The sequence below is a fragment of the Pedobacter sp. CFBP9032 genome, from assembly GCF_034045265.1.
In the GTDB taxonomy this organism is placed as follows: Bacteria; Bacteroidota; Bacteroidia; order Sphingobacteriales; family Sphingobacteriaceae; genus Pedobacter.
The window spans coordinates 234,125-250,758 of record NZ_JAXCWE010000008.1; the positions used below are offsets into that span (position 1 = coordinate 234,125).

Annotated in this window: 11 protein-coding genes and 1 rRNA gene; 6 read left to right on the plus strand and 6 right to left on the minus strand. The window is 39.3% G+C overall.

The window, feature by feature from the left end; all coding sequences use genetic code 11:
* The first annotated feature begins 23 nt into the window (after positions 1–23).
* The 3 genes from SOM16_RS15915 (at position 24) to SOM16_RS15925 (ending at position 2,624) form a co-directional block, all read left to right on the plus strand.
* Positions 24–944, plus strand: coding sequence for a diacylglycerol/lipid kinase family protein (locus SOM16_RS15915; protein WP_320464989.1), 921 nt, complete (start codon positions 24–26; stop codon positions 942–944).
* 183 nt (positions 945–1,127) lie between these two features.
* Positions 1,128–1,310 carry a hypothetical protein gene (locus SOM16_RS15920; protein WP_320464990.1) on the plus strand — a complete coding sequence of 61 codons (183 nt, stop codon included), beginning with the start codon at positions 1,128–1,130 and terminating at the stop codon, positions 1,308–1,310.
* A 24-nt stretch (positions 1,311–1,334) separates the two neighbouring features.
* Complete coding sequence (locus tag SOM16_RS15925) at positions 1,335–2,624, plus strand: gluconate:H+ symporter (protein ID WP_320464991.1); 1,290 nt, start codon at positions 1,335–1,337, stop codon at positions 2,622–2,624.
* 512 nt (positions 2,625–3,136) lie between these two features.
* Here the strand turns inward: SOM16_RS15925 and SOM16_RS15930 are convergent.
* Genes SOM16_RS15930 through SOM16_RS15940 form a run of 3 tightly spaced genes read right to left on the minus strand, consistent with a single transcriptional unit; the run spans position 3,137 to position 10,164 of the window.
* A complete protein-coding gene (locus tag SOM16_RS15930) occupies positions 3,137–5,284 on the minus strand; it encodes a hypothetical protein (protein WP_320464992.1) in 2,148 nt (715 codons plus the stop codon).
* A 52-nt stretch (positions 5,285–5,336) separates the two neighbouring features.
* A complete protein-coding gene (locus SOM16_RS15935; RefSeq protein WP_320464993.1) occupies positions 5,337–8,732 on the minus strand; it encodes a DUF4450 domain-containing protein in 3,396 nt (1,131 codons plus the stop codon).
* A gap of 13 nt (positions 8,733–8,745) precedes the next feature.
* Positions 8,746–10,164 carry a glycoside hydrolase family 28 protein gene (locus SOM16_RS15940; RefSeq protein ID WP_320464994.1) on the minus strand — a complete coding sequence of 473 codons (1,419 nt, stop codon included), beginning with the start codon at positions 10,162–10,164 and terminating at the stop codon, positions 8,746–8,748.
* Positions 10,165–10,762: 598 nt separating this feature from the next.
* Here SOM16_RS15940 and SOM16_RS15945 point away from each other — a divergent pair.
* Both SOM16_RS15945 and SOM16_RS15950 read left to right on the plus strand, forming a co-directional pair.
* Positions 10,763–11,884, plus strand: a complete 1,122-nt coding sequence (locus SOM16_RS15945) for a Fic family protein (protein ID WP_320464995.1) — start codon at positions 10,763–10,765, stop codon at positions 11,882–11,884.
* A 122-nt stretch (positions 11,885–12,006) separates the two neighbouring features.
* The gene (locus SOM16_RS15950; RefSeq protein ID WP_320464996.1) at positions 12,007–13,365 is read left to right on the plus strand and encodes a hypothetical protein; all 1,359 of its coding nucleotides are present in this window, start codon (positions 12,007–12,009) and stop codon (positions 13,363–13,365) included.
* A 52-nt stretch (positions 13,366–13,417) separates the two neighbouring features.
* On the opposite strand, the gene SOM16_RS15955 is transcribed toward SOM16_RS15950, so the two are convergent.
* Positions 13,418–14,281 carry an NAD(P)-dependent oxidoreductase gene (locus tag SOM16_RS15955; protein ID WP_414692264.1) on the minus strand — a complete coding sequence of 288 codons (864 nt, stop codon included), beginning with the start codon at positions 14,279–14,281 and terminating at the stop codon, positions 13,418–13,420.
* 169 nt (positions 14,282–14,450) lie between these two features.
* Between SOM16_RS15955 and SOM16_RS15960 the strand changes: the two genes are divergently transcribed.
* Positions 14,451–15,554: a DNA alkylation repair protein gene (locus SOM16_RS15960; protein ID WP_320464997.1), complete on the plus strand. Its 1,104-nt coding sequence runs from the start codon at positions 14,451–14,453 to the stop codon at positions 15,552–15,554.
* Here the strand turns inward: SOM16_RS15960 and SOM16_RS15965 are convergent.
* Together SOM16_RS15965 and rrf are read right to left on the minus strand one after the other, a co-directional pair.
* Entirely contained in the window at positions 15,551–16,006 is a 456-nt protein-coding gene (locus tag SOM16_RS15965; protein WP_320464998.1) for an NUDIX domain-containing protein, read from the minus strand. The two genes, SOM16_RS15960 and SOM16_RS15965, sit on opposite strands and share 4 nt — an antisense overlap.
* A 298-nt stretch (positions 16,007–16,304) precedes the next feature.
* Positions 16,305–16,416 (minus strand): 5S ribosomal RNA (gene rrf, locus SOM16_RS15970).
* Positions 16,417–16,634 lie beyond the last annotated feature (218 nt).

Consider the following 16,634-nt stretch of genomic DNA (forward strand, 5'->3'; position numbering starts at 1 on the left):
GGCATGTTATTGTTCATAGCAATATGAAAAAAGCAGATAAACTGGTTAGGCTGATCCATAATACTGGAGCAGGAGAAGGTAAATATTCAAAGACGGAAATTGTTAAAATCATGAACCAACACGGATATAAATGTTCCTATGTTTCTTCTGACAAGAAGTCGTTAAAAGACATTAAACCAGAAACCCAGTTTATCGCAATTGCGGGTGGCGACGGTACCATCAGGAAAACGATTATGAGTTTGTTGAGCAAGAAGCTTAAATTTAAAAGGCCTATTGCTTTATTGCCTTTTGGTACGGCTAATAACATTGCCACCTCACTTGGTATTCATGAAGATGTAAGGAGAAATATTTCTACCTGGGATAATTATAACATTAGAAATTTCGACGTTGGCCAGGCGCTTGGCTTAGATAAAGCTGCTTATTTTATCGAATCTCTTGGATTTGGTCTTTTTCCAAAGCTTATCGAAACGCTTGAAAACACCGACACTACAGACATCGAAACCCCGGAAGAAGAATTTGAACTTGCCCTGGCGGAGTTGCTTAAAATTATAAAATCTTATCCAGCGGTAAAATGTGAAATCACCATCGATGGAAACACAATTAAGAAAAATTGCATTATGGCAGAAATCATGAATATTTCACGCCTCGGCCCCAATTTAAAACTTAGTGAAAAGGCAGATCCCGGCGATGGTTATTTTGATGTGGTAATTGTAGGCGAAGAAGACCGTACTTTAATGGAAAAATACGTTGAAAATATTGCCAGCGGTAATTACTTGCCCTTTCCTATCGAGCCCATTTTAGGTAAAGAGATTGATATTAAGTGGAAAGGCGAGGACTTGCATATTGATGATGAATTGAAAACAGACCATAAAAAATATAAGCTATCTATTTCAATTTTACATAGCCTTCTTGAGGTAATTGTGAATAAAGATGATTTGGATTAAAAAATTCAGCTTAAAGCCTAAACAGATTTGTTTATATTTAAATGGGACACCTTTTTAAGAGGCGGAAGAAAAAAGGGTTATCTGGACTTTGACCCGATTTGTTTGAAATTTAAAGAATGGATTTTCATCGACGAAGATTTAAAACTCGCTTTGAAAGAAGTTTTATAACCCTACTTTTGCTTTATGATCAGACTAAATAGCGAAACGCCAAACGAGATTCTTCAAGAGGTAAAAATTGGAGATATGGTAACTGACACCTTTAGCAAAACTGGCTTGGTAGAAAGCATTGAAAGGAATGATGATGGTTTATACAGGATTTTCGAATTTCACCTGGTAACAGGACGAACAATCACTATAAAAAAGTAAATTGCGGTTTAACCCGATCTAACCATGTCATTGTTTATTCTTCTCTTCGGCATATTGTTACTTTTTGTGATGATCTTAAGCAAGATCAACCCAATGATTGCCCTGGTTGCCGTTGCCATCATTACCGGATTACTTTTGGGGATGCCGGCAGCAAAGGTAATGAATTCCATCAGTAATGGAATTGGCAGTACATTAGGCAGCATGGTAATGGTACTCGCCCTGGGTGCCATGATGGGAAAGCTGATTGAAGATAGTGGGTCTGCTAAGAAAATCGTTTTTATTCTGATTAAAGCCTTTGGGAAGCAAAATATTCAATGGGCAGTGTTACTTACGGGTTTACTGGTTGGGATTCCACTTTTTTACAATGCAGGTTTCGTGGTTTTAATTCCACTGGTATTTGCCATCTCTGCAGCCACAGGTTTATCAAAGTTATATATTGGGTTACCCATGGCGACGGCACTTTCGGTAACGCATGGTTTTTTGCCTCCACACCCGGGGCCGGTTGCACTTGCCGGAATTTTCCATGCAGATATTGGTCAAACACTCATTTACGGATTAATTTTAAGTTTACCAATTGCCGTAATCGCCGGAATCTATTTTCCACGGTTGATCATGAATAAGATTCAGCCAGCCGTAATTAAAGATTTTGTAATTGAGGAAAGCGAAGGATTGCCAGGTACCGCGAAAAGTTTCATCACGGCTTTGCTTCCGGTGTTCTTGATTATTGCTGGAACAGTGGGTAGTGGGATCAGTGGTAATTACCTAGGAAAATCGTTATTCATCTTTTTGGCAGACCCAACTGCCGCGCTCCTCTTATCTGTAGTTATTACACTTTTCATTCAAAATACAAGTATCGAAAAAGCTATGCAATCTTGCGCAGAAGGTGTAAAAAGCATTGCTATGATTATTTTGATTATTGCAGCAGGCGGAGCTTTTAAACAAATCTTAATTGATAGTGGCGTAGGCGAAACTGTAAAGGAATTAACCGGGAATTTAAATCTTTCTCCATTATTATTAGCCTGGTTAATCACTGCATCTCTCCGGGTAACTTTAGGTTCAGCAACGGTTGCAGCGGTAACGGCCTCTGGAATGGTGCTGCCATTAATTGGTCAGCATGCGTCACCAGAACTGATGGTTTTATCTGTCGGTGCTGGAAGTTTAATGTTTTCTCATGTAAACGACACCGGCTTCTGGATGTTTAAAGAATATTTCAACCTCACGCTTAAACAAACTTTTGGAACCTGGACGATTATGGAAAGTATTGTTTCTGTATTGGGCTTATTGGGCGTGTTGCTATTGAATCAATTTGTTTAGCGGATATAAATGGTTAGAGGGTTAGGAGGTTAGTAGAGGTTAGGTGAATTTCTTAGGTTGTAAACTGGTTAGAGAGTTAGTATAGGTTAGATAATTTTCTAAAGTTGTGATCTGGTTAGGTGGTTAACATAGGTTAGATGAATTTCTTAGGTTGTAAATTGGTTAGAGGGTTAGCGAAGGTTAGATGAATTTCTAAAGTTTTAAACGGGTTAGAGGGTTAGGTGGTTAGCATAGGTTAGATGAATTTCTAAAGTTGTAAACGGGTTAGAGGTTTAGGTGGTGAGCATAGGTCAGATGAATTTCTAAAGTTGTAAGCTGGTTAGGTGGTTTTAATAACTCATCCTAACCTTCTAACCCTTCCTAACCCAACTTAATAACCAATCCTAACTTTCTAACCTATACTAACCCATCTTAATAACCCACCCTAACTTTTATACCCAAACTAACCTTCTAACCTATCTTAATAATCAATCTTAACCTTCTAACCCTTCCTAACCCCCAAACCTTCCCAACTACATCATCCTTTCAAATCCCTCCCATTTAACTTTCCAGGTTCCATTTTTCGGAAAGCCCGGATTGATTTGATTGTTTCCATCCCAGCCGGCACACATCAAGGCAACAGCGGTAAGCAAACCACCATTTCCGGGCAAGTAAATTCGCAACCGTTCATCTTGATAGTTATGCCCGTTTACGAGATAGGTATTCGTTTGAACATTCATCAGTAACGCGTCTATTGCTTTTTCTGGCATGCCAAGACGAGTTGCGGTCATCGCCGTCATTGGAAAATCCCAACCCCAGGTATCATTCCAGCTCCAGTCTTTCCACACCAGATCAAAAGTTTTCTGCATGGTCACTTTATCAAGCAAACTCGTTTCAGGCAACATGCCATATGTACCCAATACCGAAGGATGATCGGTTTTATATTCAGGATTAGTATAAGAATCTGGTGCACTTTCTGCAGCAAGGTAAACACCGTTCTGCACCGGTAAAGGCGAAAGTTTTGCCATTACTTCATCCCATTTTTTATTCCGTTCCATCCCTAAACGAATCCGCCATTCTTGTGCCGTTTTTAAACCCCACTCCCAATAAGCCAACTCATAAGTCGGATTGAAGGTAGTTTCTGCTTTGAAACGTTCCTGCGCCGGAATCAATCCCGGCCCCAGAACATAACGTCCCTTTTCTTTATTAAAATGCGCAAATGACGCCATAAAATCTGCCGTTTTGAAAACGAGATCCTTATACTTTTCTATAACCTTTTTATCCTTTTTAGCGCGGTATTCCAATTCAGCAAAAGTAATGAAGTGCGGTTGTTGCCAAATTAACATGGCACCAATGGAAGAAGGACTTTCATTGCCTTTATTATCCGTCATTTTTTGCCACCTCACACCTTCAAATCCCTGCACTTTAGCAATGTTTTTCGCTTGATCTGCTACCTTAAAATACCAATCCGTACTTCGGGTTAATAATTCGGGTCTGCCCCATAATGCAAAATGCACACCATGCCACCAGTGCATTTCCAGGTGTGGTTTACCAAACCAACTATTATAGGTTAATCCTGTTTCTTGCGGCGGAAAATCTCCTGAACACTGAATTTTAGTCAGGTATTCTGATAAAATAATTCTTCGTTCGAGTTCAAATGCTCTTTTATCGGTACTGCCGCTAAAATCTACTGCCGCACCGCTTTGCCAAAAGGCTTTCCACTTAAATTTACTATTGCTTTGAGTAAGTACAAACGACGGAATATTTGCAGGAGCTTTATGTTCAGAAAAAAGGCAACTAAAACTGAAACCTTTTAAATTTTTATCAGGGGTTATAGTAAAATAGTGTAGCTGTTTCTCTGTCAATTGTGCTTTACCACTCCAGGAAATGGCAGTAAAATAGGTAGCAGAATCCACTTCTCGTTTTATTAAACCACTATTTGCGGTATGGTTCAGTATTGTTGATTGATGTTTTTCTGCACTCGCCCAATTGTTTCCCACATCAGCCCATTCGCCTGTTGGATATGGATAGCGGATGCTAACTTTAAGTCGGCCTGCTGCAATTAATGGTGACGATACTGAAGCACTAATCAAATCAACATCCTGGTGACCAACAGTAATCACTTCAACCGGAATACCTTCCAGCGTAAAGCTGCTTTTGATCTCCCCTGTCCAGAGGTTTAGCATTTGATTAATGTTTTGAATATCATTTACGCCGGCAGCTTTTCCATCCTTTTTGATGAGGTCGAAACCGATATTTCCCAGCTGTAAACGATGCACGTTCTGCCGGAAATAATTAGAAGCTTCTTTTGTACGAGGCGTTTCATTCAGCTGAACCGTATAAGGGATTTTACGGCCGTATTGATTGTAATAGCGGTAAGCTTCGGTAATTTTATAATCTGCCTCATTTTTGAATGATCCCCAACCCCATTGCGATTGTGTACCCAGCGGAACTCCTTTTGCGTAGCGATCGGGGAAACTCTGAAGTCCGGTGGCATCTACAGTAAACGCAAACCTACCGTTACCAACAGATAAAGAAGCGAGTGAATCTATGTTCTTCACCACAACATTATGCCTGGAAACAAGCGTTTCACGATTAATTTGTGCAAATACACCTTTACTCCCAACCAAAACGACTAGCAGTATTATAATTTTAATTCTTTTACAGATAGAAATGTGCATCAGTTCAGTATTTTCAAGTTCAAATTTTCTTTTTAGGTAATAGATTGATCATTTACCTGCTTAAGGTAACGGCCATTAACCCCACCACCACATCATTACAAAGCGCAGAAAGCGTAATTTTAGAAAGTGTTTTTGCAGGATTTAGCTTAATCCCCAAAGCCGTCGCCGCACCGCCTTCAATTTCTTTTCCATTCCATTCATCAGCATTCGCAGCGGTTATCACTTTTCCTGTTTTAAGGTGCACCCGAAGAGGGCGATCAGCACCAGTATCAAAAGCGAAGCCATCCGTGTAAAGATCCTGTTCAATCGGCCACCAGTTTTCGGGATTGCGTAACGGCAACTTCTCCGTTGAACCATCAGTATAATAAACTACAATTTCGCCATTATCCATCCGGCTTTGCATTGGATTGGTAGAACCTGCCAACAGAAAAAATGCCGCATTCGCCTTTCCATAAAGTGGAATTTCTACTTGTGCCGGATAATTATCCCATTGGGAAGTGTAAACAATGTTCTTAAGCTTAGCCGTTGAGGGTGTTTTAAAAACTATTCCTGACGGCAATGTGAATTCATTGTTGGCACCCGCCAACTGCCGCAAACCAGCGTCATTGATTTCGGGATTGAGTTTGGTATTGGTCCAGTCGCCAATACCTTGGGTTGGCAATTGTAATGTGGTGGTGTTCGGCCTCGGGCTTAAATATTTATTCTTAAAAATTTGCTCAACCTCATCATTAAAGAACGTTGATAATGCTATCGTTTCCAATTTTTGATTCTTCCATTTTGAATCCGTTAGGTTGAGGATTTGGTTATCTTTTTTGTCCGTTTCTATTGTTTCAAAACATAAAGGATACCAGTAAGTAAAGTCTTGAAGTTGTATTTGCACAAAGGCGGTACGATTTCCAACTTCCCCTTTGATTATTGCCTTCAGGTTTCCATCCACAGTTACAGGCTGATCTAAAATACCCTGCGGATCATAGATTTTCGTAATCTTCGCATCGGCAAAATTAACATCAATGCCTGATCCCAGATCGTATTTATCCTCAAGCCTGGTTTTAGATAAGTGGCCTTTGCCCCATACCACTTCAATGGTATAATTTTTTGCTGGCGCGATATTGAATTCAATTTCAGGTGTAGAAATGGCGTTATCTACATTGCTCCAAGTGGTGCTTTTCCCATTTACTTTAAGCGAAATAATACTATTGCTTCTAGCTTTGATTCTCATTTTTAAACCCATTTGAATAGTAAAAGAGGGTGTTAATTTGTATTCATCCTTTTTACCATTCCTTTTAAAGGAAAAAATAAGATCAGGGATTTTCAAACTGGCATGATCCCATTCCTGCGGTAGCCCCGGCCTAATCAGTAAAGTTTGATGCAATGCATCGGGAACAATTCCAAAAAGTCCTTCCACCAAAGCACGGGAATTAATCCCAACGGGATCGCCAAAGTCGCGATAGGATTCACCAAGTGTAGCATCGTAATGCGAAACTTGCGCAAAGTTACCCGGACTACCTCCCAGATACATGCTGCTTAACAATTCACTTTTCCAAAGCTTAAATGCCTCTTCTGTTCTCCCGGCCTGCCAGTTTGCCAAAGCAGTATGCGTAGATTCAGCTAGTACTACATTATTCAACGACCATTCGTATGGCATCCAGTTCGTTGTAGATAAAGTATAGTAGCCTTGATCTTCCAGGCCGTTCGCTCTAACCGGAATATGCGGAATGCTGGTGTCTACATACCGCAAACTTTGCCAGGCTTGAAAAGCATCTGGAACCTCAGAATCAATGCTATGGTAAATAGTCCATAAACCTGCAGATGGATGGCGTTTTTGCAAACCTTGGCCATCTTTATATTCTGCAAACCATCCTTTTTCTGGCATCCATAAAGCTGCATTCATGGCTTTTAAGATCAAGTCTGCTTCCTGTTGATAAGGCTTTGGATCTTCCTTAATTAAAGATGCAATCTTTGCGGCAAGTAAATTAGCGCGGTAATTATAAGCCGAGCTATGCGTGCCGCTTCCACCACTATATTGCAGCGCATCACTTGCCCAGATAGCGGCATAAGCATCATATAAACCATTATTATCAGGATCGAAAACACGTTTTTCCCAGGCGAGATGTCTTTTAATAACCGGCCACATTTCCTTTACATAAGCCAGATCTCCTGTCCAGTTAAAATGCCAGAATAACTGATCGATGTAAACGAGATTCATATCGTAATGGTGCGGCCGAATGGATTTCCCATCTGGCTCTCTGCTGATATAACCATTGGAAAACATGGCGGTGCCCATGGCTTCTTTTGACCTTGATAAGTTAAATGTGGTATCAGCTAAAACAGGTCCACTTTCGGGTGTAATCACCTGTGATTTGGCATAAGCACTAAAATGGGTTTTGGCCCGATCATGCCAACCTAGCGGATCTGCGGTATATGGCCCTCTCCAACCTGGCAGCCGCATGCGCCATCCAACTGCACCATGCAGGTAAGAAGGATCTTCCCAAATCCCGTCAGCAGCCATAGCCAGAGCACCACCAATGGTATTAAAATAAGGATCTGGCGTATCCACTACTATCCGGTTGGCTAAAATTTCCCTTGCTTTTTCTGATGCTAAAAACTGGTTTTCAGGGGTCCATCGCGCTGGCGCCTGATCCATTGCAGGATTTTGAAGCAGCACATAAAAATCTTTATTGTTTTCTACTTTGATCTTGCCTGTGATGATTGGATTTTGTTGGGTCTTTGATTGATTAAGCGCTATTGGCGAGGACATATCAGTAGCATCTGCTAACCGGATGCTACCTGGAAACTGCCCATTTAATGTTTTCTCCTTTCCATATTGAAGGTCGAATTTTTGCTGACTAACGGTGAAGATATTGTTCTTGCAATTTTCAGGCTTCAGATAAAAAGATGATTCCGGATCTACGCCTAAATCACCACTTCTCCTAAATTTCTGATCGCTTGCGCCACCGAAAGCCCACAACATTTCAGCACCCGATTTTACGTTTTCAAACCGAATCTTCAGGATTAATCCATCGCCTTTGCTTAGTGCCAGCAAACTCAACTTCATTTTGCCTTCACCAAGTAAGGAATCCTGAATAGTGTATAACATTGATCCTGGACGGTACTTTGCTGTAATATGGTCTGCCTTGATCAGCCATTTACTTTTTGTTTCTTTAATAAGACCGAACTGCAAATTGCCACCCATTGCCGGCATGTATAAGGCAAATTCAGGTAGGTCTCCTGCTTCTACCCGAAAGGCAGAATTGGTTCCGTACAATGCTCTGGTAAATCTGCGGGTACCATTTTTAATGACAAAATCGCGCCCTTCTGGATGATACCTCAAGCTTATATTTTCATTATGCCAGGTACCATTTTTCAGTTTTGGCGGATAAAGTTCCTGTGCAAAAAGATTGACGACTGAGGCGAACAGATAGCAACTAAAAATGCAAAAGCGTTTCATAGAAATTGAATTATTATGGCTTTACATTTATCGAATTCGTTACTTTTAATGAAGAGCCGTCTGTAGCAGCAATTTCAACCCGATCAAAAGTCCAGTTCTCGGCAAAATCTATGTTTCCGGCAGTTGCTGCTTCAATTTTTAAATTAGTTAACTTGAAATTTTTTAAAATTGTTCCGTTTACACCGTTGGCATTAATCGCCTTTTTAGCATTTGTTGCGCTAACATTAAAAACATTGATGTTTTGGAAAGTTGGGATCCCTTTACTTTCTGGCTCTACCTTTTTTAATAGCTTAGTCCAATGCGGTGGGATAGAATCAGGATTATATCCTGCAGGAAGTGTAGAATAGCTGTATGCCGGATTCCAATTGGGATTAATCTGGATTACATTTCCAACGCCATGCATAGTGATATTTCCAAAATAAATATCCTCTACGGTTCCGCCACGTGTTTTGGCCGACTTAATATTAATTGCATTTCCTGTACCATAACCCACCAAATCAGTTGCCCATACATGGCGAATACTTCCAGATGTTTCACTGCCGAGCGTGAGTAACCCAGCACCTTTCCGCGCTACACAATTGCGAATCACCACGTATTCTGTAGGCTTGTTTACCCGTAAGCCATCCCAATCGCGACCAGCTTTTAAACAGAAATTATCATCGTTGCAATCAATATCACAGTTTTGAATAAGCGTCCATAAGGAAGAATCCACATCGATCCCATCTGTACTTGGCCCATGGCCATCAACATTATTTTTAATGGTAATGTGATCAACCGTTACATAAGAAGAATATAAAAGTTGTACAGTCCAAAAGCCAGCCTGTTGAATGGTTACATCTTTAATAATAATATCATTTGCAGATGCTACCAAAATGGTTCTTGCGCGTTTAGCATCGTAATCTACAATCCACCTCAAGCCTTTTGCGTCATAATTCTTTCGCAAATTCCAGTAATAATCCCAGAATGGTTTACCCTGAGCGTTGATGAGCCCTTCGCCAGAAACAGCTGCTTTATTTTCTTTTAAAATATTGATTAATGCAGCAGGCCATTTCATTTCAATCCCAGCAACGCGGGTATCAATTTCAGGATAGTCTTTGATATTTTGACTACCCAGTAATTCTACCCCTTTCCCTATTTGCAGGTTTACACCAGATTTGATAAATAATGATCCCGTTAAATATCTCCCCGGAGAGAATGAAACAATTCCACCACCTTTTTTAGCGCAGTCATCAATGGCTTTTTGAATGGCTATTGTAGCCAAAGTTTTACCATCATTTACTGCTCCAAATTGATTAACAAGAATGTTTTTCTGCTTAAAAGAGAATTTCCGGGCACCTGCTTTATTTACCCAGGCAGGTGCTTTAGTCTGCGCTGAAACAGTAGTTGTAATCAGGAATAAGGCTGTAAGCAAGAAAAAATGGATGCTTTTCATCAGTTTAAATAATATTTGGTTAAATATAATGACCTTCAGCATGAGCTATAGCTGTTCATTTTTGTTAATATATTAAAAACGACCCCATCAACTATCCTGTTGCATCCTGTTAAATGTTTTAAGGCTGATAATTTAATATGCGGTCTATCAATCTAGCTTTAAAACTTATTGCTGCCAGCGTTCGCAAAGGAAAGCCCTATAGAGATCGCTCTACTTAATTTTTAAGGTGATAATGTCTTTTATATAGTGTGTTTAATACCATATTCCACCTCTACATTAAAAATTAATTTTTTTAAGGCGATAACATTTTTATATAGTGTTTAATGCCATATCCTGCCTCTACATTAAAATTGGCTTTTTTTAAGGTGATAACATATTTTTGCATAGTGTTTAATGCCATATCCTGCCTCTACATTAAAAACTCCTTTTTTTAAGGTGATAATATGCTTTCATATCATGTTTAATGCCATATTCTACTTATACATTAAAAATTCATTTTTTTAAGGTGATAACATATTTTTATATAGTGTTTAATGCCATATCCTGCCTCTACATTAAAAACTCCTTTTTTTAAGGTGATAAATTATTATCTTTGGTTATGCCATACGTTATTAATTCAGATCGTAACAAGCCTTGGAATGCACTTCCAAGTTTGCCAATTGATTCAAAGTACTATCTTGATGTTGATATTTTAACACAGTTAGGAGAATCAAAAGCTGCACTTGGCAGACTTCAAGGCCGAAGTATCGCTATTCCTAATCAGGGATTACTCATTAATTCAATCAGCTTACAAGAAGCAAAGGCTTCCAGCGCGATTGAAAATATCTTTACCACAGATGATGAACTATACAAGGCATTTAGTGAAGAAAATGTAAATCAGACTGATGGTGCAGCTAAAGAAATTCTACATTACAGGGAAGCATTATGGGAAGGTTATAATTACCTGGAAGGCGAAAAACTTATTGATCAGGGATATTTTGTAAAAATGTACCAGGTTGTAAGTCAGTTTAATGATGGCATCAGAACGCCTATAGCACAAGTAGTAATTAAAGAAGGCGGAACGGGGCCAAATGCGGGAAAGGTATTTTACACTCCACCGCGTGGTGCGGGGGTAGTGGAAAAAAAAATGGAGAATTTAATAGAATTTCTAAATGATGATGATAAGTTTCAATTAGATCCTTTGCTTAAAATGGCGATTGGACATTATCAATTCGAGGCAATTCACCCGTTTAGAGATGGTAACGGCAGAACCGGAAGAATTTTTAATATTAATTACCTTACTAAAAAAGGATTGCTCGATTATCCGATACTGTTTTTAAGTCGGTACATCATGGAAAACAAGGAAGACTATTATTCCGGGCTTTCTGGAATTACCCAACGGGGAAGCTGGAAAAACTGGCTGCTTTACATGCTGAAAGCTGTTGAGGTAACCTCTAATTTAACTTACAGTAAAATAAATGACATTATTGCTGCCAAAGATGCAATTTTAAGCGCAGTTACTGCAGATACGGATATACAACGTCCTGAATCATTGGTGAGTGCAATATTTACCCAGCCTTTTACCCGTGTGCAACATCTTGTAAAAGCAGGAATTTATGCAGAAAACACCGCCAGAAAGTATCTGGATGAACTGGTAAAAATGGCTGTTCTGGAGAAAAGAATTATTGGAAAAAGACATTACTATTTAAATCTGGAACTTTACAGAATTCTTTCTGAATAATCTTCTGTAAGGAGGGGCGATTTTCTATTGCCCCAGGAATTATATAAACATTTCTAAAAATGATGTAAAGCCAGCAACGGCGTTAGTTCTAATTTTGTAAGTACACACAAACAAAACTCAAAATGAACATTAAACTATCGTTATTTATCCTGCTGCTTTTCGGATTTACCATTGGTGCGACTGCACAACATGAAATGCATAACATGAGCGACTCCACTAAAAAGGATACTACTCAAATGGATCATGGTATGCACCATATGAAAGGGATGCAAAGTGAAATACCAATGAGCCACGCTTATTCTTTGAACTTACCGATGCAAAGAAATGGATCTGGAACGGCGTGGTTGCCAGATGCCTCACCCATGTATGGCTTAATGTTTCATTCCAAAAAATGGATGTACATGGCGCATGGCAATGTGGCTTTACGCTATACTAAGCAAGATGTATCCGAAAATGGAAATCGTGGTGGCGATAAATTTGATGCACCAAACTGGTTTATGTTTATGGGGCAAAGGAAGGTTGGCGAGAAAGGCTTATTTCATTTCAGTTCCATGCTTTCATTAGATCGTTTTACCGAAGGCGGAGCTGGATATCCACTACTATTTCAAACAGGTGAAAGCTGGAAAGGGCAACCGCTAGTTGATCGCCAGCACCCGCATGATTTATTTTCAGAACTCTCCGTAGCTTATACTTATGCTTTTAACAAAAAATCAGATCTAACCTTTTACCTGGGTTACCCGGGCGAACCAGCCTTAGGTTCTGTTGCCTTTATGCACCGGCCATCTGCACTGGCTAATCCTGATGCACCCATTTCGCACCATTGGAATGATGGCACGCACATTACTTTTGGAGTGGCCACGATTGGCTACCGTTATGATAAAGTTAAAATTGAAGCATCATCTTTTACGGGACGGGAGCCGGATGAAAATCGGTTTGATTTCGATAAACCCAGATTCGATTCCTATAGTGCTCGATTATCTTACAATCCCACCCAAAACTGGGCTTTGCAGGTTTCCCACGGCTGGATCAAAAGTCCCGAAAGCCTGCACAATGATGAAAATGTAAACAGAACAATTGCTTCAGCCATTTATGCCTTACCACTTGGCGATGAGAAAAACATTAATGCTACGGCACTTTGGGGATTAAATAAAACAAAAGGCCATGACGGAGAAAACGCCATCTTGCTTGAAGGTGCTTATCGTGTTAAAAAACTTTCGTTATACACCAGGTATGAATATGTGCAGAAATCTGCAGAGGAACTTAATCTGAATGAGGTTGTTTACGGTCATGATGCTTTCGGCGTTAATGCCCTGAGTCTGGGAATTAATTACGACATCTTAAAGTTTAATAAGTTTAGAACGGCATTGGGCGGACAAGTATCTCTTTATAAAACAAGTGCTCATCTTGATCAACTTTATGGTAAAAACCCTGTAGGTGCACAGGTTTTTATCCGGATTTATCCAAATCTAATGAAAATGTAATTGTTGTGGGGGAAAGCTTAAAAAGCTTCCCCCACAACTATCGATATAAGGTTTATGATTTCAAAGCCTTAAAAATTGCGATTAAATCTTCTTCGCCATACGTGCCTGCTGCAGTCTCAAAATATTTTAAAGTTGTTTGCGCTAAAGGTGTGGAAATGCCTTCCTCTTTTGCCAGTTTTAAATCTTTAACAATATGCTTTAAAGCAAACGCGGCTTTGTATTGCTCATTTAAAATGGCTTCACCTTTAATTTTGGTAAATACATTACCTATTGCGGCGTTGCCAATCAATTCCAATAAATCTGATGTTTCAATTCCCTTTTGATTGGCAAACAAAATCGTTTCCGCCAAACCTTGGGTGTATAGCGCCAATAATGAATTAATAGCCAGTTTGGCCTGGTTACCAGCACCGATTTCACCAACCCGTTTGCTTAATTTCCCTAGTTGATCAAGGATGGGTTTTACTTCTTCAAAAGCAGATTGGACGCCGCCAACCATAATCACCAACTGTCCCGTTTCAGCCTGTTTCACACTTCCGGAAACCGGAGCATCGAGATAATACGCATTTCGTTCGGTACAAACTGCAGCCATCTTTTTCGATATTGCTGGCGAAACTGTACTCATATTGACGATTGTTTTACCTTTTAAATGCGCTTTTAAAAGACCTTCTTCAGTTTCAAAAACAGCTTCGATGGCTTTATCGTCGGTGACCATAATCATGATGATATCATTTTCTGTAGCCAGTACTTTTGGATTTTCAGCTTCTTGCGCACCCAATTCAGTTAGTTTGCCTGCTTTTCCTTCACTCCTATTATAAACAGTAACCTCATATCCTGCTTTTATCAATTGTTCAGCCATCGGGATTCCCATATTTCCGAGGCCAATCCACCCTATTTTTGTAGTTTTCATTACTTTAATCTTTTGATGATGAACAAATTTGCTAAAGAAATGATTGAAACGCGTTGGGTTTAAATCATTTTTTTTAATTAATCGGCAATTTAAATGCAGCATATGAAGTGTAAATTTGCAAAACCCAATATTGAAATACTAGTTAGGAAACCTAACTTTAAAACTCAATTACATCACCATGAGCTTTTTACTTAAAGACCTGTATTCGCCTGCATTCTATGAAGGATTAACAAACGCATTGGCTTCCACCATACCAGATTTTGATCGCGCAACGTTTCTTAAACAGATTTTTAATGACAATTTTAATTCAATGGAATTAAAGGAACGAATGAAGCACACTTCAAAAGTATTTCATGGTTTTCTTCCCGGTGAGTATCCGGAAACAATCAAATTGATCAAAAATACCATAGAAGTATTAAAGCAAAGAGGAATTGGACAAGATGGTTTGGCCTATATGTTTTTGCCTGATTACCTGGAAACCTATGGGCTGGAATATTTCGAGGAATCTGTTGAAGCACTAAAATTTACTACTCAATTTGTAAGCTGCGAATTTGCCGTTCGTCCGTTTATTTTAAAATACGGTGATCAAATGATTGCCAAAATGCAAGAATGGTCTTTACATGAAAGCCATAAAGTAAGAAGGCTGGCAAGTGAGGGAAGCCGACCACGTTTGCCTTGGGCAATGGGCATTCCTTTTTTGAAAAAAGATCCAGCCACTATTTTACCCATTTTAGAAAACCTGAAACAAGATTCTTCAGAATATGTGCGCCGGAGTGTGGCAAACAGCTTAAATGATATTGCTAAAGACCATCCTAATATTGTATTGAATGTAGCTAAAAGCTGGTCTGGATTGAGTTTAGAAACCGATGCCATTATTAAGCATGGATGTAGAACCTTGCTCAAACAAGGCCATGCAGAAATTTTAAAACATTATGGATTAAGTGATGAGGGAATTTTATTTAAAGACTTTAACCTTTTAACACCAAAAGTAAGAATTGGAGAAAGCCTGGCCTTTTCTTTTTCTGTCAAAAATGAAAATCCAATGCCACAAAAAATCAGACTTGAATACGCAATATATTACAAAAAACAGAATGGAAGCAACACCAAAAAGGTTTTCAAAATCTCCGAAAGAATTTATCCGGCTGGTGCCGAAGTAAACATGGTTAGAAAGCAAAGGTTCGTATTAATTACGACGAGAAAATTTCATTTAGGCGATCATCAAATCGCTATAATTATTAATGGCTCGGAAAAAGAAACTTTTAATTTTGAATTGTTGGCTTAAGCTAATAGCGAAATCAATTGATCCAACAGTGGAATTTGCCTGTCTTTAATCGCTAGAATAGCTTTATCATAAGTAAACCACTCGCCCCGATCTACTTCAACAAAGCTTTGCATTTTACCTGATTTTGGTGGCCATTGCATTTCGAAAGTATTGCTATGCAAGGTCGCCGGATCAAGATCTCCTTCCACTGCCCAGCATAAAACTTTTTTTCCACCTTTCTGAATAATAGGTCGTAGTTCGATAAAATCCCCATTAATTTTCGTGCCGACTTCCTCTTCAAATTCACGGATAGCTGCATGGAGTGGCTCTTCATTTTCATCAAGTTCACCCTTAGGTACCGACCATACACCTACATCCTTTTTAGCGAAAATTGGTCCACCAGGATGGATCAGAAAAAATTCCAATTCTGTTCCTGTTTTTCGATAAAGTAATAATCCTGCGCTCTGTCTCATTGTACTAGGTGGGTTTCTGATATTTTAATACAATGATAGGTTAATTAAGTTTGATAGACGGTTTCTAAAACTGCATTTTAAGTGCTCATCAAATGCTAAAAAAAGATCCTGAATCAAGTTCAGGAGGACGTACCGTGAACTATGCGAAGAATCAGCTTTTAGCTTTCTGCTTTGACCTTTAGTCTTTCAGCTTTAGTCTTTGCTCCTTGCTCTTTGCTCTTTCTTTCTACAAACGCAGAAACCCCTGCAGTTGTTACTGCAAGGGTTCTTTGTTAAATGCCTTTTTAAGGCTTTTAAGATTTGGCACCGACCTACTCTCCCACGTGTTACCGCAGTACCATCGGCTCTGGTGGGCTTAACTTCTCTGTTCGGAATGGGAAGAGGTGGACACCACCGATATAGGCACCTAAATACTTTTATTTGAGCTGAAAGGATAAAGCTCAAAGCTTAAAGCTACTGTATTTCGCTTTACTCTTTAGTCTTTTAGCTTTCCGCTTAAATGACATATTATTGAAAGAAGTTAAGTTTTGAAGAACAAACAACAAGTCTGTTTTGCTTTGAAAGCTTCGGATGATTAGTACTACTCGACTGTGCTGTCGCCAACTTTACATCTGTAGCCTATCAACGT

Bases quoted from the DNA above. Each gene is read 5' to 3' on its own strand.
- SOM16_RS15915 (WP_320464989.1), top strand. From the start codon at position 24: ATGAAAAAAGCAGATAAACTGGTTAGGCTGATCCATAATACTGGAGCA.
- SOM16_RS15920 (WP_320464990.1), top strand. From the start codon at position 1,128: ATGATCAGACTAAATAGCGAAACGCCAAACGAGATTCTTCAAGAGGTA.
- SOM16_RS15925 (WP_320464991.1), top strand. From the start codon at position 1,335: ATGTCATTGTTTATTCTTCTCTTCGGCATATTGTTACTTTTTGTGATG.
- SOM16_RS15930 (WP_320464992.1), bottom strand. From the start codon at position 5,284: ATGCACATTTCTATCTGTAAAAGAATTAAAATTATAATACTGCTAGTC.
- SOM16_RS15935 (WP_320464993.1), bottom strand. From the start codon at position 8,732: ATGAAACGCTTTTGCATTTTTAGTTGCTATCTGTTCGCCTCAGTCGTC.
- SOM16_RS15940 (WP_320464994.1), bottom strand. From the start codon at position 10,164: ATGAAAAGCATCCATTTTTTCTTGCTTACAGCCTTATTCCTGATTACA.
- SOM16_RS15945 (WP_320464995.1), top strand. From the start codon at position 10,763: ATGCCATACGTTATTAATTCAGATCGTAACAAGCCTTGGAATGCACTT.
- SOM16_RS15950 (WP_320464996.1), top strand. From the start codon at position 12,007: ATGAACATTAAACTATCGTTATTTATCCTGCTGCTTTTCGGATTTACC.
- SOM16_RS15960 (WP_320464997.1), top strand. From the start codon at position 14,451: ATGAGCTTTTTACTTAAAGACCTGTATTCGCCTGCATTCTATGAAGGA.
- SOM16_RS15965 (WP_320464998.1), bottom strand. From the start codon at position 16,006: ATGAGACAGAGCGCAGGATTATTACTTTATCGAAAAACAGGAACAGAA.